Annotated in this window: 18 protein-coding genes; 10 read left to right on the top strand and 8 right to left on the bottom strand. The window is 70.2% G+C overall.

Annotated features, from left to right (window positions below):
- The first annotated feature begins 55 nt into the window (after positions 1-55).
- Genes glnP through RSP45_RS08440 form a run of 4 tightly spaced genes read left to right on the top strand, consistent with a single transcriptional unit; the run spans position 56 to position 3317 of the window.
- Positions 56-712, top strand: coding sequence for a glutamine ABC transporter permease GlnP (gene glnP, locus RSP45_RS08455; protein ID WP_415391571.1), 657 nt, complete (start codon positions 56-58; stop codon positions 710-712).
- Between the two features lie 2 nt (positions 713-714).
- Positions 715-1437, top strand: coding sequence for a glutamine ABC transporter ATP-binding protein GlnQ (gene glnQ / locus RSP45_RS08450; RefSeq protein ID WP_415394024.1), 723 nt, complete (start codon positions 715-717; stop codon positions 1435-1437).
- Complete coding sequence (locus tag RSP45_RS08445) at positions 1427-2440, top strand: C45 family autoproteolytic acyltransferase/hydolase (protein WP_415391570.1); 1014 nt, start codon at positions 1427-1429, stop codon at positions 2438-2440. Before glnQ ends, RSP45_RS08445 begins: the two co-directional genes overlap by 11 nt.
- Positions 2397-3317 (top strand): MurR/RpiR family transcriptional regulator, encoded by a 921-nt coding sequence (locus RSP45_RS08440; RefSeq protein WP_415391569.1) that lies wholly within the window; start codon positions 2397-2399, stop codon positions 3315-3317. Before RSP45_RS08445 ends, RSP45_RS08440 begins: the two co-directional genes overlap by 44 nt.
- A 16-nt stretch (positions 3318-3333) precedes the next feature.
- On the opposite strand, the gene RSP45_RS08435 is transcribed toward RSP45_RS08440, so the two are convergent.
- From RSP45_RS08435 to RSP45_RS08425, 3 genes are read right to left on the bottom strand one after another with little or no spacing between them, the layout of a single operon-like run.
- Positions 3334-3510 (bottom strand): hypothetical protein, encoded by a 177-nt coding sequence (locus RSP45_RS08435; protein WP_415391568.1) that lies wholly within the window; start codon positions 3508-3510, stop codon positions 3334-3336.
- Positions 3507-4637, bottom strand: a complete 1131-nt coding sequence (locus RSP45_RS08430) for a YeeE/YedE thiosulfate transporter family protein (RefSeq protein WP_415391567.1) — start codon at positions 4635-4637, stop codon at positions 3507-3509. Before RSP45_RS08430 ends, RSP45_RS08435 begins: the two co-directional genes overlap by 4 nt.
- Before the next feature lies 1 nt (position 4638).
- Entirely contained in the window at positions 4639-5568 is a 930-nt protein-coding gene (locus tag RSP45_RS08425; protein WP_415391566.1) for a sulfurtransferase, read from the bottom strand.
- Positions 5569-5926: 358 nt separating this feature from the next.
- On the opposite strand from RSP45_RS08425, the gene RSP45_RS08420 reads away from it, so the two are divergent.
- Positions 5927-7579, top strand: a complete 1653-nt coding sequence (locus tag RSP45_RS08420) for an FMN-binding glutamate synthase family protein (protein ID WP_415391565.1) — start codon at positions 5927-5929, stop codon at positions 7577-7579.
- On the opposite strand, the gene RSP45_RS08415 is transcribed toward RSP45_RS08420, so the two are convergent.
- From RSP45_RS08415 to RSP45_RS08395, 5 genes are all read right to left on the bottom strand, one after another.
- Complete coding sequence (locus RSP45_RS08415) at positions 7576-8307, bottom strand: ABC transporter permease (RefSeq protein WP_415391564.1); 732 nt, start codon at positions 8305-8307, stop codon at positions 7576-7578. The genes RSP45_RS08420 and RSP45_RS08415 overlap by 4 nt on opposite strands.
- Positions 8304-9299, bottom strand: a complete 996-nt coding sequence (locus tag RSP45_RS08410; RefSeq protein ID WP_415391563.1) for an ABC transporter ATP-binding protein — start codon at positions 9297-9299, stop codon at positions 8304-8306. Before RSP45_RS08410 ends, RSP45_RS08415 begins: the two co-directional genes overlap by 4 nt.
- Positions 9296-10468, bottom strand: coding sequence for an ABC transporter permease (locus RSP45_RS08405; RefSeq protein WP_415391562.1), 1173 nt, complete (start codon positions 10466-10468; stop codon positions 9296-9298). Before RSP45_RS08405 ends, RSP45_RS08410 begins: the two co-directional genes overlap by 4 nt.
- 10 nt (positions 10469-10478) lie before the next feature.
- On the bottom strand, positions 10479-11384 hold the full coding sequence (locus RSP45_RS08400) for an ABC transporter substrate-binding protein (RefSeq protein WP_415391561.1): 906 nt from the start codon (positions 11382-11384) through the stop codon (positions 10479-10481).
- 116 nt (positions 11385-11500) lie between these two features.
- Complete coding sequence (locus RSP45_RS08395; protein ID WP_073061829.1) at positions 11501-12040, bottom strand: LuxR C-terminal-related transcriptional regulator; 540 nt, start codon at positions 12038-12040, stop codon at positions 11501-11503.
- Positions 12041-12136: 96 nt separating this feature from the next.
- On the opposite strand from RSP45_RS08395, the gene RSP45_RS08390 reads away from it, so the two are divergent.
- The 5 genes from RSP45_RS08390 to RSP45_RS08370 all read left to right on the top strand — a co-directional run bounded on the left by RSP45_RS08390 (position 12137) and on the right by RSP45_RS08370 (position 17854).
- Positions 12137-13309 carry a thiolase domain-containing protein gene (locus RSP45_RS08390; RefSeq protein WP_415391560.1) on the top strand — a complete coding sequence of 391 codons (1173 nt, stop codon included), beginning with the start codon at positions 12137-12139 and terminating at the stop codon, positions 13307-13309.
- Positions 13309-14832 (top strand): class I adenylate-forming enzyme family protein, encoded by a 1524-nt coding sequence (locus tag RSP45_RS08385; protein ID WP_415391559.1) that lies wholly within the window; start codon positions 13309-13311, stop codon positions 14830-14832. The genes RSP45_RS08390 and RSP45_RS08385 overlap by 1 nt, the downstream gene beginning before the upstream one ends.
- 38 nt (positions 14833-14870) lie before the next feature.
- Positions 14871-15956 (top strand): C4-dicarboxylate TRAP transporter substrate-binding protein, encoded by a 1086-nt coding sequence (locus tag RSP45_RS08380; protein ID WP_415391558.1) that lies wholly within the window; start codon positions 14871-14873, stop codon positions 15954-15956.
- 61 nt (positions 15957-16017) lie between these two features.
- Positions 16018-16536 carry a TRAP transporter small permease subunit gene (locus RSP45_RS08375; RefSeq protein ID WP_415391557.1) on the top strand — a complete coding sequence of 173 codons (519 nt, stop codon included), beginning with the start codon at positions 16018-16020 and terminating at the stop codon, positions 16534-16536.
- Positions 16537-16543: 7 nt separating this feature from the next.
- Positions 16544-17854 carry a TRAP transporter large permease gene (locus tag RSP45_RS08370; protein WP_415391556.1) on the top strand — a complete coding sequence of 437 codons (1311 nt, stop codon included), beginning with the start codon at positions 16544-16546 and terminating at the stop codon, positions 17852-17854.
- Positions 17855-17859 lie beyond the last annotated feature (5 nt).

Below are 17859 nucleotides of genomic sequence, written 5' to 3'. Positions count from 1 at the left end.
GCCCCCAAGGCCCGCCCTCAAAGCCCGTCTCGTGCCGTCCTGAACGGAGGTTCCCTTGGAAATCGACTGGTCTGTCGTCCCCGGCTTTCTGCCGGAGCTTGCCGCGGGCGCCCGCGTCACCATCCTGATCGCGCTGGCGGGGCTGGTGGGGGGCACCATCCTCGGCCTGATCGCCGGGCTGATGCGCGCCTATGGCGGGCGCGTGCTGAACGCCATCGCATTCGTCTATATCGAGCTGATCCGCGGCACCCCGATCGTGGTGCAGGTGATGTTCCTCTACTTCGCCCTGCCGGTGCTGACCGGGCTGCGGGTGGACCCGATGACCGCGGCCATCCTGGCGATCGTGGTCAACGCGGGCGCCTATATCGCGGAAATCGTGCGCGGCGCCTTCCTGTCGATCCCGCGCGGCCTGACCGAGGCCGGGCTGGCCATGGGCCTGCCGCACTGGAAGGTGCTGGCCCATATCGTCGGGCCGCTGGCCTTCCGCCGCCTGATCCCGCCGCTGGGCAACCAGTTCATCGTCAGCCTGAAAGATACCTCGCTGTTCATCGTGATCGGGGTGGGCGAGCTGACCCGGACCGGGCAGGAGATCATGGCTTCGAACTTCCGCGCGGTGGAAATCTGGACTGCGGTGGCCGTCATCTACCTGATCATGACCGGCACCCTGACCGCCATCCTTCGGCTGATCGAAAACCGCATGAGGATCCTGTGAGCATCATCGAGTTTCGCGAGACCTCCAAGCACTTCGGCGATCTCAAGGTGCTGGACCAGGTCGATCTGTCCATCGAGCAGGGCGAGGTGGTGGTGCTGATCGGCCCCTCGGGGTCGGGGAAATCCACGCTCTTGCGCTGCATCAACGGGCTGGAGCAGATCACCGGCGGCGATCTGATCGTGGACGGGATCTCCGTGCGCGAAGGCGGCCGCCAGCTGCGCCGGATCCGGCAAGAGGCCGGGATGGTGTTCCAGCAGTTCAACCTGTTCCCGCAGATGACCGCGCTGCAGAACGTGGCCTTCGGCCCGCGCAAGGTCCGCGGCCTTGGCCGGGCCGAGGCCGAGGCGCAGGCGCTGGAACTGCTGGACAAGGTGGGGCTGAAGGAACGCGCCCATCATGTGCCCTCGGCGCTGTCGGGCGGCCAGCAGCAGCGCGTCGCCATCGCCCGCGCGCTGGCGGTGCGGCCCAAGGTGATGCTGTTCGACGAACCGACCAGCGCCCTGGACCCCGAGCTCAAGCAAGAGGTGCTGACCGTCATGCGCCAGCTGGCGCAAGAGGGCATGACCATGGTCGTGGTCACCCATGAGATGAGCTTTGCCCGCCAGGTCGGCACGCGGCTGATCTTCATGGAGCACGGCAAGATCTCGGTCGACGGCAACCCGGTCGAGGTCATCACCAACCCGCCCAGCGAACGGCTGAAGGATTTTCTGCAACATGTCGAATGAGTCGCCCGAACTGGGCTGGCAAACCCTGTCGGGACCGGCGCGAGAGATCGGGCTGGCCCTGGGACGCGCGGGGCGCGCGGCGGTGCTGCGGCACCTGCCGGGCCATCCGCTGTGGCAGGAGCTGGTCTCGGACCGCCATGCCGCGCGGGTGGCGCGGATGGCGCAGGCGACCCGCGCCCGCTTCCCCGCGATCTGGGCGGAAATCGAGGGGCTGGCCGAGGGGCTGGGCCTGCCGGTGGAACAGGTGTTCGCCTGGAACTGCCGGGGCGATCTGCTGGCCTCGACCCCCGACGGCTGCACCACGGTGCTGGTGCCGGGCGACACGCCCACGCTGGCCCATAACGAGGACGGGCTGCCGTTCTTTCGCGGCGCCTGTTTCATCGCCGAGGTCGCGCCGCAGGGGCAGCCGGGGTTCCGCAGCTTCTGCTATCCCGGCTCGATCCCCGGCCATACCTTTGCCTTTACCGATGCCGGGCTGGTGCAGACGGTCAACAACATCCGCCTGACCGGGGTCGAGGCCGAGATCCCGCGCATGGTGCTGGGCCGGGCGGTGCTGGCGGCGGGGACGCTGGCCGAGGCGCTGGCGATCCTGCAGGACGCACCCTCGGGCGGGTTCCATTTCGGGCTGATGCAGCGCGGCGACGGCCGCATCCTGTCGGTGGAATACGGCGGCGGCGAATGTTCGGTGCGCGAGATCACCGCGCCTGCGCTGCACGCCAACCACGCGCTGCACCTGCCGCGCGGGCTGGCCGGGCAGATCGTGACCGAGTCCTCGCGCGACCGGCAGGCCTGGGGCGACCGGCTGCTGGCCGAGGGCCGCGCGCCGCTGGAGATCCTGCGCGACCGCTCTGGCCCCGGTCTGCCGATCCGGCGCGACGACGCCGATGACCCGGATGAAGAAAACACCCTTGGCACCGCCGTCTTTACCCTGAGCGGCGCGGGCCTCGACTGGAGCATCCATGACCGCGCAGCCGGCCCCCCACGCTATAGCGGCACCGCCTGAGACGCTGGCCGAGCTGCGCGCGCTGGCGCAGGACATCGCGCAGGGCGATGCGCGGGTGGCGCTGGGGGCAAGGGCGCGGGCGACGCTGGCGGGGATGCTGGATCTGGCCGGCGATCCGGCGCTGCTGTCGATCACCCGGCTGGCGGAACGGCTGTCGGTCAGCCCCTCGACGCTGACCCGGCTGGCGCGCTCGCTGGGCTATCCGGGGTTTCCGGCGCTGCAACAGGTGCTGCTGTCGACGTCGCTGCAGGGCACGGGGGCGTTCTATTCGCAGCGCGCCCGGGCGGCACTTGAAGGCGGCGGCTCGCTGGCTGCGGGCGCCGTGCGGCTCTGCCGGGAAAACCAGGACAACATCGGCCGCTTCGCCGACACGCTGGACGAGCCGGCGCTGGCCGCGGCGGTCGGTCTGATCGTGTCCGCCCCCCGCATTGCCGTGCACGGCATCCGCCAGTTCCACGCGGTGGCCTCGTTCCTGGTCTACGGGCTGCGGATGATCCGCTCGGACGTGTCGCTGCTGGATAGCAGCGGGCTGGGCGTGGCCGAGGGGCTGGCGCTGCTGGGGCCGGATGGGCTGCTGATCTCGACCAGCTGCGCGCCCTATTCGGCGCAGGTGGTGGCGGTGGCGGCCGAGGCGCGGCGGATGGGGCTGGCGACTGTCGTGCTGACCGACCGCGCCAATTCGAAACTGGCGACCGGGGCGCGGGCGGCGCTGCTGGTCCCCCATGAGACCAGCTTTCTGTCGAACAGCATCGGTGGTTTCATCGTGGCGGTGGAATGTCTGGTCAACGCCTGCGCTGCCGCCAGCCCCGATACCGCCCGCCGTGCCCTGCACCAGCGCGACCTGATGATCGCGCGGCTGGGGATCGAGCAGCCCTGACGCCGGGCCGTCGGGGCTACGATCCGGGCGTCCCTGCCGGCGCGCCGCAGAACCCGCCCACCGGCGCAGCACCGGACCCCAGCGCCAGCATCGCCGGCGCGTTGTAGGGGTTGGGGGGCGAGGTGCGCAGGTCCAGCGCCAGCATCGCGGCCAGCAGCCCGCAGGCGGCGAACATGATGTGGCGGCGGGTCATCGCTTGCCCTCCATCCCGGCCCAGGGCCGTAGCCGCAGCCCAAGGGCCGAGCCGGCAAACGCTGCCGCGAACCACACCCAGCCGTGCAGGCTGCCGGTGGCGATGCCGGAATACAGCGCGCCCACGTTGCAGCCGAAGGCGAGGCGCGAGGAATAGCCCAGCACAAGCCCCGACAGCGCCGCCGCCACCCAGCCGCGCAAGGGTAGCCGCGGGGCGGGCTGGTCCAGCGAGCCGGCACGGCGGCTGGCGATCCATGCCGCGCCGAGGATCATCCCGATATTGGTCAGCGAGGTATAATCGGTCAGGATGCTGCCCTTGAGCGTCGCGGCATTGACCGGCGTCGCCCAGAAGCCGGAACCCGACAGGTCCGCCCCCAGCGCCGTAGCGCCCTTGGCCGCCCATAGCCCCAGCCCGTAGACCACGCCCCAGGGCTGGCCCGCCACCACCAGGTTGCCGATGGCCAGCCCCGCCAGCAGCACCGCCGCGATCAGGTGGTGGCGCTGGATGCGCCGCGTGCCGGGCGCGGCAAGCGCCATCACCAGCACCGCCACCGCCGCTAGCGCAACCAGCGTCAGCCCCAGCCCGGCGCCGCCCGACAGCACCAGGGGCGGCAGCGCGCCCAGGTCCGTCCACCAGTTCAGGTGGATGCTGCCGAGCAGGCTGCCCACGCAGAACAGCGGCAGCGCCACCAGCGCCACGGCATTGCCCGAGCCCGCGTTCACCAGCGTCCCCGATCCGCAGCCCAGCACGATCTGCATTGCCGCGCCAAAGACGAAGGCGCCGCCGACCATCGCCCAGCCGATCCGGCCCTGCGCGCCGACCAGCTCGTCGGGATAGGTCGCCAGCAGCGGCAGCGCCACCGCCGCCACCAGCGCGATGGACAGCAGTTGCGCCAGAATGCCGCCGGGGTCGCGGCGCTCGATCATCGCGCGCCACGGCCCGGCAAAGCCGAAGCGCAGCCCTTCGAGCACAAGGCCGAAGCCCAGCCCCAGCGCCAGCATCAGTCCGAAGCGGGCGCCCGCGAACAGCGCGGTTCCGGCCAGCCCGGCCAGCAGCAGCAGGGTCAGCGGCAGGGCGCCCAGCCGGCGCCTTGCCTCGGTTGCAGGAATTGCGACGGTGCTGCTCATCTCAGTCCCCGAAGATCTGGCGGGTCAGGTTGCTCAGCAGCGTGGGGGTGTTCTCCATCGGCTGCTTCGCCTGCGACCATTCCACCATCGAGCCGGGGTAAAGCTTCACGTCCTCGATCCCGGCCAGTTCCGACAGCGCGAACCATTCGGTCGCCGCCCAGTGGCCGGTGTTGCAGAAGGCCACGACCTCGCGCCCCGGCGCGGCGTCCAGCCCCAGCGCCTGCCGCAGCGGCCCTGCGTCCAGGTCTGGCGCGATCACCGGGCTGCCGGCCTGAAAGAACCGCCCATGCGGCAGGTTGCGGGCGCCGGGCAGGGTGCCGGGCTTGACGGCCAGGTCGTGCTTGCTGCGCCCGGTAAAGAAATCCTCGGGGCGGGCATCGACCAGCACCGCCTCATGGCTGCCCGCGACGGTCGCCGCCACCGTTTCGGCCGAGGCGAGCCAGCGGTCCGAAAAGCTCAGATCGAGATCCGAGGCCAGCAGGTTGTTGGTCGTGGTCTCGACCGGGAAGCCCGCGGCCGACCACGCCTGCGTGCCGCCGTTCAGGATCGCCAGATCGGTGAAGCCGGTGGATTTCAGGGTCCAGTAGACGCGGGCGGCGGCGCCGAAATCGGTGTCGCTGCGGCCTTCGGGGACGATCACGATGGGCTGGTCCTGTTCCAGCCCGAACTGCTCGAACGCCGCTTCCAGCTTGGCCACGTCCGGCACCGCGCCGGGGTTGTCCGAGGGGCCGCGGAACGTCGCGTAGGGGGTCCAGATCGCCCCCGGCACATGGCCGTCCTCATAGCCGGTGTCGCGGATGTCGAGGATGATCGGCTGCTCTTCCGTCTGGGCGGCCAGCGCCGAAGGGGTCAGCAGCGGCCCGGCGCTTGCGGCGCCTGCCATGCCGCCCAGTGCAACAGCCGCCAGCGTGGCGAAAACGATGCGGGTCATCGGGGCCTCCTTGCCGTTCATGCGCAATGCGCGGCGCGGGGCTTGCCTCTGCGCCGTTTCCGGCGATCTAGGGTAGCGGATGCCCCCCGGCCAGAGCCGGGGGCTGCCCGCGCCCGCCGCGGCCCGTCGCAGCTTTCCCGGCCGCGGCAGGCTGGCGCGACCGCCCGTCCCCCGGTCTGCGGCGCGTCGGTGAAACCGTCCCCGCAACCCGCCGGCAGGGCGACGATATTTCTTATTTCACGCCGTGGGCCGCAGCGGGGGCAGGCGGGCATGGCCGGCCTTGCAACCCTCGGGGCCGGGGACCAAAGTCCCCGCGGGCGGGCCGACGGCCGGCCGGGGAGTGGGGCGGATTCGCGGCATGATACGGAATTACGAACGCTATACGATCTTTGCGCTGATCTTGCTGGCGGCGCTGCTGGCACTGGCGGGGGCGGTGCTGTTCAGCCCCTGGCTGTGGCTGGCGGCGGCGCTGTTCCTGCCGCTGGCGGCGCTGGGGGTGCGCGACCTGATCCAGACACGCCACGCCATCCTGCGCAACTATCCGGTGATCGGCCATATCCGCTTTCTGGCGGAAAACTTCCGCCCCGAGATCCGGCAATACATGTTCGAGGGCGACCAGGACGAGCTGCCCTTCAGCCGGCAGGCCCGGGCGCTGGTCTATCAGCGCGCCAAGGGGGTCGAGGACAAGCGCCCCTTCGGCACCATCGAGAACGTCTATGGCTCGGGCTATTCCTGGCTGACCCACTCGGCCACCCCCGTGCACAACGCCGATTCCGATTTCCGGGTGACCATCGGCGGCAGCGCCTGCCGCCAGCCCTACAGCGCCAGCCTGTACAACATCTCGGCGATGAGCTTCGGCGCGCTGTCGGGCAATGCCATCCTGGCGCTGAACAAGGGCGCGCGGAAGGGCGGCTTTGCCCATGACACCGGCGAGGGCGGGATCAGCCGCTATCACCGGCAGGGCGGCGGCGACCTGATCTTCCAGATCGCCTCGGGGTATTTCGGCTGCCGCAACCCGGACGGCAGCTTCTCGCGCGAGCGTTTTGCGGAACTCTCCGCCGACCCGCAGATCAGGATGATCGAGATCAAGCTGAGCCAGGGCGCCAAGCCCGGCCACGGCGGGATGCTGCCCGCGTCCAAGATCTCGGCCGAGATCGCCGAGGCGCGCGGCATCCCCATGGGGATCGACTGCATCTCTCCGCCCGCGCACAGCACGTTTTCCACCCCCGTCGGGCTGATGGAGTTCGTGGGCGAGCTGCGCGCGCTGTCGCAGGGCAAGCCGGTCGGCTTCAAGCTGTGCATCGGGCACCGGCGCGAGTTTCTCAGCATGATCAAGGCGATGCTCAAGACCGGAATCCTGCCGGATTTCATCGTGATCGACGGGGCCGAGGGCGGCACCGGCGCCGCCCCGGTCGAGTTCGCCAACCGCGTCGGGATGCCGATGCTCGAGGGGCTGACCTTCGTGCATAACGCGCTGCGCGGCGCGGGGCTGCGGGATGAGATCCGGCTGGGCGCTGCGGGCAAGATCATCTCGGCCTATGACATCGCCCGGGCGCTGGCGCTGGGCGCCGACTGGTGCAATTCCGGCCGCGGCTTCATGTTCGCGATCGGCTGCATCCAGGCGCAGGCCTGCCACACCAACAAATGCCCGGTCGGCATCGCCACGCAGGACCCGGTGCGCCAGCGCGCAGTGGACGTGGGCGACAAGAGCGACCGGGTGGCGCGGTTCCACCGCAACACCATGCACGCGCTGGGGGAAATTGCGGGCGCGGCGGGGCTGGCCGATCCCAGCGAATTCATGCCCTATCACTTCATGTTCCGGCAAGCGACCGGGTTTCGCGACGGCAACGAGGTCTATCCCTATCTGCCGCGCGGATTCCTGTTGGCCGATGAGGAAATCCCGGGGCTCGAGGATTGGTACGACCGCTGGGAACGCGCCACGCCCGACAGTTTCGCACCGCCGGAAATCCCCTTCGGCCCCTTCGCCTCGCGCCGCAAGCGCCGGGCCTAGAAGCCGGCACGGCTGCGGGCGGCGCTTTCGGCGGCGCGGAAGCCGGCGTCGATCAGCAGCGCCAGCGTCGCGATCACCGCGCCGCCCTGCACCACAAAGGCTGCGTTCGAGGACAGCAGCCCGGCGATGATCACCTCGCCCAGCGTATGCGCGGCGACGGTGGAACCGATGGCGGCGGTGGACAGCGCGATCACCGCCGACAGCCGCACGCCCGAAAGGATCACCGGCAGCGCCAGCGGCAGCTCGACCCGCCACAGCCGTTGTGCGGGCGTCATGCCCATGCCGCGCGCGGCCTCGACCACCTGCGGCGGCAGGGTGGTCAGCCCGGCAAGGGTGTTTTCAAAGATCGGCAGCAGCCCGTAAAGAAACAGCGCCAGCAGCGTCGGCCAGTCGCCGAACCCCAGCACCGGCACCGCCAGCGCCAGCACCGCCACCGGCGGAAACGTCTGCCCGACCGCGGTCACCATCCGCGCCAGCGGCAGGAAATCGCGCCCGGAATCGCGGGTGACCAGCACCCCCAGCCCGACCGCGATCACCGCCGAGGCCGCAATCGCCCCCGCCACCAGCGCCAGATGCGACACGGTCAGCGACCACAGGCTGGTCTGGGTATAGACCGCGGGCGCCCCGCGCCGGGTCAGCGGCTCGAGCAGCGACGCGAAGCTGTCGGGCGAGATCAGGAATGCCGCCAGCAGCAGTGCCGCCGCGGCCAGTGCAGCGCGGCCGATCATTGCGGCGCCGGCGGCGGTGCGGGCGGGGAAGGGACGCCTGCCTTGACCGATGTTTCGGCGCCGGTTCGGCCTGTTTCCCCGGACGCCGCCTGCCGCAGCGCCGTCAGCGTCACCACCCCGCCGCCAGCGACGGGCAGGGCGTCGCGCCCGCTCCACAGGCATTGCGCCAGCGCGTCGCGCAGGGATGTCTCGGGCGCGAGCGGCGGCCCCTCGGCGCTGCCGGGCTGCGCGAGATCGGCGACCTGCGACAGCGACAGCAGGTGGAACGGCCGTGCCTGTTCCCCCGCCAGCGCCTGCACCAGCGGGGATGCGGGGCGGGTCAGGATGTCACGCGCGGGGGCGCATTGCAGCAGCCTGCCGTCGTCCATCACCGCGATGCGGTGGGCAAGGAACATCGCCTCGGTCATGTCGTGGGTGACCAGCAGCAGCGTGGTGCCCAGCTCGCGCTGGATGCGGCGCAGGTCCTGCTGCGCCTGCGCCCGGATCACCGGGTCGAGCGCGCCGAAGGGCTCATCCATCAGCAACAGCTCCGGGCGGGCGGCCAAGGCGCGGGCGACGCCGACACGCTGCTGCTGGCCGCCCGACAGCTCCTGCGGGCGGCGGTCGCGGAACTCCTCGGGCGGCAGCTGGAACAGGTCCAGCAACTCGTCCACCCGCGCGTCGATGCGGGCGCGGTCCCAGCCCAGCAGCCGCGGCACGGTGGCGATGTTCTGCGCGACGCTGCGGTGGGGGAACAGCCCGTGGCCCTGGATCGCATAGCCGATCCGCCGCCGCAGCTGGTGGGGCGGCAGGGTGGCGGTGTCGGTGCCGCCGATGCGCACCCGGCCGGAGCTCGGCTCCACCAGCCGGTTGATCATCCGCAAAAGCGTGGTCTTGCCCGAGCCCGAGGTGCCGACCAGCGCCACGATCTCGCCCTGCTGGACGGTCAGGGACACGTCGTCGACGACGGCGCGGGGGCCATAGCGGCGGGTCAGATGCTTGATCTCGATCATGCGGGGGCGGTCCTTTCCAATGGTGCGCCACCGGCCTGCGCGGTCAGCAGCCCCAGCGCGACGCCGGCGACCAGCGCCAGCGCGATGGTCGGCAGCGCCCCCAGCAGCACCAGGTCCATGGCGGTCTGGTTCAGCCCCTGAAACACGAAGGCGCCAAAGCCGCCGCCGCCGATCAGCCCGGCGATCACCGTCAGCCCGATGTTCTGCACCAGCACGATGCGCACCGCCGCCAGCAGCACCGGCAGTGCCAGCGGCAGCTCCACCCGCCACAGGCGCTGCGCGCGGGTCATGCCCAGCCCGGCGGCGGCCTCGGCCACGGGCGCGGGGACCGAGGCCAGCCCCACCGCCATGTTCGACACCACCGGCAGCAGCGAATACAGAAACAGCGCCACCAGCGCCGGAAAGGCGCCGATGCCCGCCACACCCGCCGCCGCTGCGCCCGGCACCGTCGCGGCGATCCAGCCGAACAGCGGTATCATGATGCCGAACATCGCCAGCGAGGGCACAGTCTGCACTGCGTTCAGCGCCCCCAGCACTGCGCCGCGCAGCCGCGGCACCTGATGGACCAGCACCCCAAGCGGCAGCCCCGCCGCCAGCGCCAGCCCCAGTGAGCCGAAGGCCAGCAGCAGATGCCGCCCGGCCTCGCGCCAGAACACGTCCTGCCGCGACTGGTATTCCCGCATCACCGAGATGTCGCCCAGCACGCCCGAGGACAGCACCGCCGCCCCCGCCAGCACCGTGCCCAGCAGCAGGCCCCAGCGCCACGCTAAGGGCGGCGCCAGCCGCGCCAGCGCATCGGCGGCGGCCAGCGCAAACGCCAGCAGCAGCAGCCAGAACCCGGCGGCAGGCGACACCCGCGCCAGCGGCGCCTCGGGGGCGATCAGCGCAGTTGCGGCCCAGCCGAGCGCCAGTACCGAAAGCAGCGCGCCCGTCAGCCCCAGCGCCAGCCCCGCCCGTGCCGGCAGCCGCGCGGGCAGCAGTGCCAGCAGCGCAGCCCCCAGCAGCACGGCCAGCGCCCAGCCCGGCCACCCCAGCGCCGCGGGCAGCGACAGCGGCTCTCCCGGCACGATGCGGTTGGGGCGCAGCTGCACCAGCGGCAGCGCCAGCCCCGCCAGCCCGATCAGGGCGAACAGCAACCCCTGCCGGCTGATCCGAGGGGCCGCGCTCACCGAAACGCCGTCACTCGATCAGCCCCTGCCGGGTCAGCCAGTCCTGCGCCACGGCCCCCGCCGGCTCGCCCCCCACCTGGATGCGGGCGTTGAGCTCCTGCAGCGTTTCCAGGTCGAGCTGCCGGAAGATCGGGTCCAGTACCTCGGGGATCTGCGGATATTCCTGCAACACCTCGGCGCGCACCAGCGGCGCGGGCTGATAATAGGGCTGCACGGACTTGTCGTCCTCCATCACCACCAGCCCCGCCGGCTCGATGCCGCCGTCGGTGCCATAGACCATCGCCGCATTCACCCCCGAGGTCTGCTGCGCCGCCGCCGCGATGGTCGCGGCCGTGTCGCCGCCGGCCAGCTGGACCAGCTGTTCGGGCGCCAGCGTGAAGCCGTAGGCCGACTGGAACGCCGGCAGCGCCGCGGGCGAGGTCACGAATTCCGTCGAGGCCGCCAGCTTGACCGCGCCGCCCCCCGCCACATGGCGGCCGAAATCGGACATGCTGGCCAGCCCCTCGGCCTCGGCCAGGTCGCGGCGCAGCGCGATGGCCCAGGTGTTGTTGGCGGGCGCGGCCTCCAGCCAGACGATGCCCTGCGGTGCGTCCAGTTCTGCCGCGCGGGCGCGCGACTGCGCCGCGTCCTTCCACACCGGGCTGTCGGCCTCGTTGTGGAAGAAGGCGGCGTTGCCGGTATATTCGGGGTAAAGGTCGATCTGCCCCGACAGGATCGCGTCGCGCACGATGGGGGTGCCGCCCAGCTGCAGGCGGTTTTCGACCGGCAGCCCCGCATTCTGCAGCGCCAGCAGGATGACGTTGCCAAGCAGCGCGCCCTCGGTGTCGATCTTGGATGACAGCACGATGTCGCGCGCCGCCGCGGGGGCGGCCAGCCCCGTCAGCACGGCAAGCGCGATTGCGGTGATCCTGCGCATGGGTATTCCTCCGTCGGGTCCGGTGGTCCGGGTCAGTATGGGGCAGCGCGGGCGGCACGGGAACCTTGTCCGCGCGCCCGGCACGGATTTTCCCAACGCTGCCGCCGCGTCCCGGTTCAGCTGAGCGTCACCTTGGACACCAGATCGGCGGTGTTGCGGGCGTTGACCTTGCGCATGACGGCGGCGCGGTGGGCCTCGACCGTGCGGTGGGAAATGCCCAGCAGCTGCCCGATTTCCTTGCAGCTGCGCCCGTTCACGATGTGGTTGGCGATCTCGCGCTCGCGCTGGGTCAGGCGGTCCACCCGGCTGCGGGCGCCTGCGGATTCCACGAACACCCAGGCGATCAGCGCGAACGGGTCATGCGGGGTCAGGGTCCGGCCATGGGCGTGGACCATGAAGATTTCCCCGTCGCGCCGCTGCATGAAGCGCTGGTCCTCGTGGTCGGCGTGGCTGCGCAGCCAGGCCTCGGCCCGCGCGCCGATCGCCTCGTAATCGCTGATCGTGGGATAGAGCATCCGCACCGAGCGGTCCTGCATCGCCTCGCGCCCATAGCCGAACATTGCCATGAAGGCGTCGTTGAACTCGACCATCACGCGGTGGCTGGTCAGCAGCAGCGCCACCGGGGCGGCGAGAAAGGCTTGCTCGATATACGACATGGCTCTGGCCCCGCTACGTAGTCCACTAGGTAGTACTACGAATAGATGCAGCCCCCCGCCAGCGGCATGATCGCCCCCCATGGAGGAGCGGACAGCATGACGCAGAACATCTTTATCACCGGCAGCGGGCATACGCGCTTTGGCCGGCTGGCCGACAATCTGGAAACCCTGATCGTCGATGCCGCGCGCGAGGCGATGGCGGATGCGGGCGTGGGCGGGGCCGATGTCGATGCCGTGTTCCTGGGGCATTTCAATTCCGGGCTGGTGCCGGACGGGTTCGCGTCCTCGCTGGTGCATCAGGCTGATCCGGGGCTGCGCTACAAGCCGGCGACGCGCTGTGAAAACGCCTGCGCCTCGGGGGCGGCGGCGATCTTTGCGGGGATGAACGCAATCCTTGCCGGCAAGGCCGACACCGTGCTGGTGGTGGGCGCGGAAAAGATGACCTCGAACTCGACCGAGGACGTGACGCGGGCGCTGGCCGGCGCCAGCTATCAGAACGACCCGGCCGAAGCCGCGCTGAGCTTTCCGCAGCTGTTCGGCATCGCCGCGCAGCAGTATCGCGACCGCTACGGCGACCCGCTGCCGGCGATGGCGCGGATCGCGTCCAAGAACCACGGCAACGCCATGGCGAACCCGCTGGCCCAGATGCACCGCCCGATGAGCGTCGAGGATTGCGCGACCGTGTCCGAGCGCAACCCCGAGATCGCGCCGCCGCTGCGGCTGACCGATTGTTCGCTGATCACCGACGGCGCCGCGGCCATCGTGCTGCAATCGGCCCGCGCCGCCGCGGATGCCTCGCGGCGGGTGCGCTTTGCCGGCACCGCCCATGTCAGCGACATCATGCCGATGTCCAAGCGCGACTTCCTGTCCTTCGACGGCCCGCGCCGGGCCATTTCGGCGGCCTATGCCGAGGCCGGGATCACCGTTTCCGATCTGGATTTCGCCGAGGTCCACGACTGCTTCACCATCGCCGAGCTGCTGATCTATGAGGCGATGGGCCTGGCCCCTGCCGGTCAGGGCGCACGGGCGCTGGACGAAGGCATCGTGTTCGCGGACGGCCGCACCCCGGTGAACCTGTCGGGCGGGCTCAAGGCCAAGGGCCACCCGGTCGGCGCCACCGGCGTATCCATGCATGCGCTGGCCTTCCGCCAGCTGACCGGGCAGGCGGGCGACATGCAGCGCAAGGGCGCGGAACACGGGCTGGTGTTCAACATGGGCGGCGCGGCGGTGGCCAACTTCGCCTCGGTCCTTGCGGCGGATCGCGCCTGATGAACATCGCGCACTGGCTTTACCAGACCGCGCGGGCGCGCCCCCGGGCCGCCGCCGTCAAGCTGGGCCCGACGCTGGTCTGCGACTATGCCACGCTGGCGCGCCGCGCGCAGGCGCTGTCGCGGCAGCTGGGCGCGCGCGGCGTGGGTGCGGGCGACCGGGTGGCGCTGTTCGCGGCGAACTGCCCGGAGTATCTGGAAATCATCCACGCCTGCTGGTGGCTTGGCGCCACGGTGGTGCCGATCAACTACAAGCTGCACCCGCGCGAGGCCGCCTGGATCATCGAGGATTGCGGCGCGCGGCTGGTGCTGACCCGTGCGGGCGAGATGAACGGCGCTGGCCTGCTGCCCGCGGGTTGCGAGGAAATCGCCATCGACTCGGAGCTCTATCGCCACGCGGCGGCACCGGGGGACGACCTGTCCGCCCCGCCGGCGCTGGAGGCGGGGGCGGTCGCGTGGCTGTTCTACACCTCGGGGACCACCGGCCGGCCCAAGGGGGTAATGCTGTCCCACGGCAACCTGCTGGCGATGGCGATGGCCTATACGATGGACGTGGACCACATCGCCCCCGGCGACCACAGTCTTTACGCGGCGCCCATGTCGCATGGCGCCGGGCTTTACGCGCTGCCCTTCATCCGGGCGGGCGCGGCGCATGTGATCCCGGCTTCGGGCGGCTTCGATCCGGCAGAGATCATCGCGCTGGCCGGCGAGCTGGGCGGGCTGTGCTTCTTTGCGGCGCCGACGATGATCAAGCGGCTGGTGACGGCGGCCAAGGGCTCGGGCTATCGGGGCGAGGGGATACGCACCATCGTTTATGGCGGCGGCCCGATGTACGGCGCCGACATCGACGAGGCGCTGGCCCAGTTCGGCCCGCGCTTCGTCCAGATCTACGGGCAGGGCGAGACGCCGATGACCATCACCGCGCTGCCGCGCGATCTGGTGGCCGATGACAGCCACCCCGACTGGCGCGCCCGCCGCGATTCCGTGGGTTTCGCGCAGGCCCCCGTCGAGGTCAGGATCCTTGGCGACGACGGCGCGCCCCTGCCCGCGGGCGAAACCGGAGAGATCGCCGTCCGCGGCGCCACCGTCATGCTGGGCTACTGGAACCGCCCCGAAGCCACCGCGGAAACCATCGTCGACGGCTGGCTGCGCACCGGCGACCTGGGGCGGCTGGATGCGGACGGGTTCCTGACGCTGACCGACCGCTCCAAGGACGTGATCATCTCGGGCGGGACCAACATCTATCCGCGCGAGGTCGAAGAGGCGCTGCTGCTGCACCCCTCGGTCCACGAGGTGTCGGTGATCGGCACCCCGGACCCCGAATGGGGCGAAACCGTCGTGGCCTTTATCGTGGCCGCGCCGGGCACGGCCTGCGACCAGCCGACGCTGGACGGCTGGTGCCGCAGCCATATCGCCGCCTTCAAGCGCCCCAAGCGCTATGTCTTCACCGACGCCCTGCCCAAGAACAGCTACGGCAAGGTGCTCAAGACCGAGCTGCGCCAGCAGCTTGCCCCGGGGCGGTAAGCGCCCGGGGACCATGTAATCGAAAGGGAGGAAACCACATGAAACGTCGCGAATTCATCGCCGCCGGTGCCGGTCTTGCCGCCAGCGGGCTGCTTATGTCGCGCGGGCGTCCGGCATTCGCCGCCACCTCGCTGAAGTTCGACAGCTATGTGTCGGAAACCGCCGGGCCGTCGTGGATCGACCGCTGGTTCCTGGAAGAGCTGGAAAAGCGCACCAACGGCGAGGTCTCGATCCGCAGCTACTGGTCAGGCAGCCTCAACAAGGTGGGCGAGCATCTGGCCGCGGTCCGCGACGGCACCTCGGAAATCACCCTGATCTCGCCCGGCTATTACCAGGCCGAGGTGCCGGTGACCCGCGGGCTGGAATGGTATTTCCGCATGAACCGTTCCGACGCGCTGCAGCTGGTGTGCCGCGATGTCTACGAACAGTTCCAGCCGCTGCGCGATGAATGGGAACAGCGCCACCGCTCGCACATGCTGTACTGGACGACCTGGAACTATGCGCCGCTGGTCATGCGCGAGCCGATCACCTCGCTGGAACAGATCAAGGGCAAGCGCATCCGCGGCTACGGCGTCGCCACCGACGTGATCGAGCGGCTGGGCGGCATCCCGGTGCCGATGACCGCCCCCGAGGTCTATCAGTCGCTGGAACGCGGCGTGCTGGACGGGGTCTACGGCTTCGACTTCATCACGGCGGTCGCCTATAAGCTGCACGAGGTCGCGCCGCATTTCTACGACATCGGCGACGGGCCGCATGGCCCCGCGGCGGTGGTGATGAACAAGCGCGTCCATGACGGGCTGTCCGAGGACGTGCGCAACGTCATGGCCGATCTGGCCGACGAGCTTTACGCCGGCAAGTTCGCCGAGCTCTATAACGACGCGTTGGCGAAATACGTGGAAACCGCCAAGGCCGAGGGCGTGCAGTTCGCCACCTTCCCGGAAGAAGAGCTGGCGGCCGCCCGCGCCAAGGTCCAGCCGGCCGAGGTTCAGGCCTGGATCGACGAGGTTGCCACCCCCGCGGGCATCGACGGGGCCGAGATGCAGCGCCTGATCGACGAGGCGATCGCGAAGCACGATCCGAACGGCAAGATGCTGCGCCCCTCCGAAATCGCCGCGGGCGCCTGAGCGCGGATAGCGGCGGCGGCCCTGACCGGGGCCGCCGCCCTGCAACCGCAAAGGAGACGAGATGGATATCCTCAATGCCACCGTCCGCCGTGTTTCAGACGTGCTGGGCTGGGTCGCCATGGTCTTCATGGCCATCCTGATGTTCGGGGTCACGGCGGATGTCGCCGCCCGCGCCATCTATGGCCAAAGCGTGCCGGGCCTGTTCGAGATGTCCGAGCTGAGCATGGTCATGGTCGTGTTCCTCGGGCTGGGCTGGACCCTGCGCGACGACGCCCATATCCGCGTGACGATGCTGACCGACCGGCTGGCGCCGCGGCCGCGGCGGCTGGCCGGGGGGCTGGCGTGGCTGTGCGCGGCGCTGGTGTTCCTGCTGCTGGCCTGGCCCTCGACGCAAGAGGCCGCCTATTCCTTTTCGATCCGGGAGTTCCGGTGGGGCGTCGTGCAGATCCCGATCTGGTGGACCAAGATCGCGCTGGCCGCCGGGCTGTGGTTCGCTGCGGTTCAGGCCGTAGTCAAGGCGGTGCTGGTCGCGACCGACCGCGATCTGCCCGAATCCCATCCCGCCCCCGCAGAATACTGAGGCACCCATGGACCCGATTATTGCGGCCTCGGTCGCCGTTGCGCTGATCTTCGTCCTGCTGGCCCTGGGCACCCCGGTGTTCGCGGCGCTGGCCCTGTCCGGCGCGGCCGGAATCGTCATGGTCGAGAACCTGGCGTTCCTGCTGAACCGGCTGAAATCCTTCAGCTACTCGACCACCGCGACCTCGACCCTGACGGTCATTCCGCTGTTCATCCTGATGGGGGCCTTCGCCCATCATGCCCAGATCGGGCGGCGGCTGTTCGAGGTCGCGAACAGATGGGTCGGGCACATGCCGGGCGGGCTGGCCATGGCCGGGATCCTGACCAGCGCCGGTTTCGCGGCGACCTCGGGGTCGTCGGTGGCGACGGCGGCCACCGTGGGCTCGGTCGCGCTGCCGGAAATGCGGCGCGCGGGCTATGATCCGGCGCTGGCTGCGGGCAGCGTCGCCGCGGGGGGCGTGCTGGGGGTGCTGATCCCGCCCAGCGTGCTGCTGATCTTTTACGCCGCCCTGACCGAGGTGTCCGCCGGCAAGATGCTGGTCGCGGGTTTCGTGCCCGGCATCCTGACCACCATCGTGTTCATGCTGGGGATCCGGGTGATCGCCGGGCGGATGATGCCGCGCGCCACGCTGGCGCCGCGGTCCGGCTGGGCCGAGCGGCTGTCGGCCACCACCCGCGCCTGGCAGGTGGTGGTGCTGTTCCTGGTGGTGCTGGGCGGCATCTACCTGGGGCTGATGACGCCGACCGAGGCCGCCGCCGTGGGCGCGGTCGCCGCGCTGCTTATGCTGCTGGCAGAACTGCGGCTGGGGGTGATGCCGGCCATCGTGGAAAGCTTTCGCTCGACCATCACCACCACGGTGATGATCCTGTTCACCATGCTGGGTGCGGGCATCTTCAGCTATTTCCTGACGCTGGTGCAGCTGCCCCAGCAGATTGCCGGGGCCATCGGCGAATCCGGCATCCCGCCGCATGCGGTCGTGGCGCTGCTGCTGCTGGCCTATATCCCGCTGGGGATGTTCCTCGACGCGTTCTCGATGATGGTCATCACCCTGCCGATCATGTTCCCGACCGTGCAGCACCTGGGGTTCGATCCGATCTGGTTCGGCATCCTCTGCGTCAAGATGTGCGAGATCGGGCTGATGACGCCGCCAGTGGGGCTGAACTGCTTCGTCATCGCCGGGATTGACCGCCAGACCCCGCTGACGCAGGTGTTCCGCGGTGCCATGTGGTTCGTCCTGATGGAGATGGTCACCGTCACGCTGCTGTTCGCCTTTCCGCAGATCACCACCTTCCTGCCCGACATGATGCTGGGCAGATGATGCTG

The organism is Paracoccus sp. SJTW-4 (assembly GCF_047716885.1).
In the GTDB taxonomy this organism is placed as follows: Bacteria; Pseudomonadota; Alphaproteobacteria; order Rhodobacterales; family Rhodobacteraceae; genus Paracoccus; species Paracoccus solventivorans.
Note: the sequence above shows the minus strand (reverse complement) of the source record. Positions and strands in the feature narration are given on the sequence as shown.

Coding starts and splice junctions, on each gene's coding strand:
- RSP45_RS08445 (WP_415391570.1), top strand. CDS start 1,427: ATGTCGAATGAGTCGCCCGAACTGGGCTGGCAAACCCTGTCGGGACCG.
- RSP45_RS08440 (WP_415391569.1), top strand. CDS start 2,397: ATGACCGCGCAGCCGGCCCCCCACGCTATAGCGGCACCGCCTGAGACG.
- RSP45_RS08435 (WP_415391568.1), bottom strand. CDS start 3,510: ATGACCCGCCGCCACATCATGTTCGCCGCCTGCGGGCTGCTGGCCGCG.
- RSP45_RS08430 (WP_415391567.1), bottom strand. CDS start 4,637: ATGAGCAGCACCGTCGCAATTCCTGCAACCGAGGCAAGGCGCCGGCTG.
- RSP45_RS08425 (WP_415391566.1), bottom strand. CDS start 5,568: ATGACCCGCATCGTTTTCGCCACGCTGGCGGCTGTTGCACTGGGCGGC.
- RSP45_RS08420 (WP_415391565.1), top strand. CDS start 5,927: ATGATACGGAATTACGAACGCTATACGATCTTTGCGCTGATCTTGCTG.
- RSP45_RS08415 (WP_415391564.1), bottom strand. CDS start 8,307: ATGATCGGCCGCGCTGCACTGGCCGCGGCGGCACTGCTGCTGGCGGCA.
- RSP45_RS08410 (WP_415391563.1), bottom strand. CDS start 9,299: ATGATCGAGATCAAGCATCTGACCCGCCGCTATGGCCCCCGCGCCGTC.
- RSP45_RS08400 (WP_415391561.1), bottom strand. CDS start 11,384: ATGCGCAGGATCACCGCAATCGCGCTTGCCGTGCTGACGGGGCTGGCC.
- RSP45_RS08395 (WP_073061829.1), bottom strand. CDS start 12,040: ATGTCGTATATCGAGCAAGCCTTTCTCGCCGCCCCGGTGGCGCTGCTG.
- RSP45_RS08390 (WP_415391560.1), top strand. CDS start 12,137: ATGACGCAGAACATCTTTATCACCGGCAGCGGGCATACGCGCTTTGGC.
- RSP45_RS08385 (WP_415391559.1), top strand. CDS start 13,309: ATGAACATCGCGCACTGGCTTTACCAGACCGCGCGGGCGCGCCCCCGG.
- RSP45_RS08380 (WP_415391558.1), top strand. CDS start 14,871: ATGAAACGTCGCGAATTCATCGCCGCCGGTGCCGGTCTTGCCGCCAGC.
- RSP45_RS08375 (WP_415391557.1), top strand. CDS start 16,018: ATGGATATCCTCAATGCCACCGTCCGCCGTGTTTCAGACGTGCTGGGC.
- RSP45_RS08370 (WP_415391556.1), top strand. CDS start 16,544: ATGGACCCGATTATTGCGGCCTCGGTCGCCGTTGCGCTGATCTTCGTC.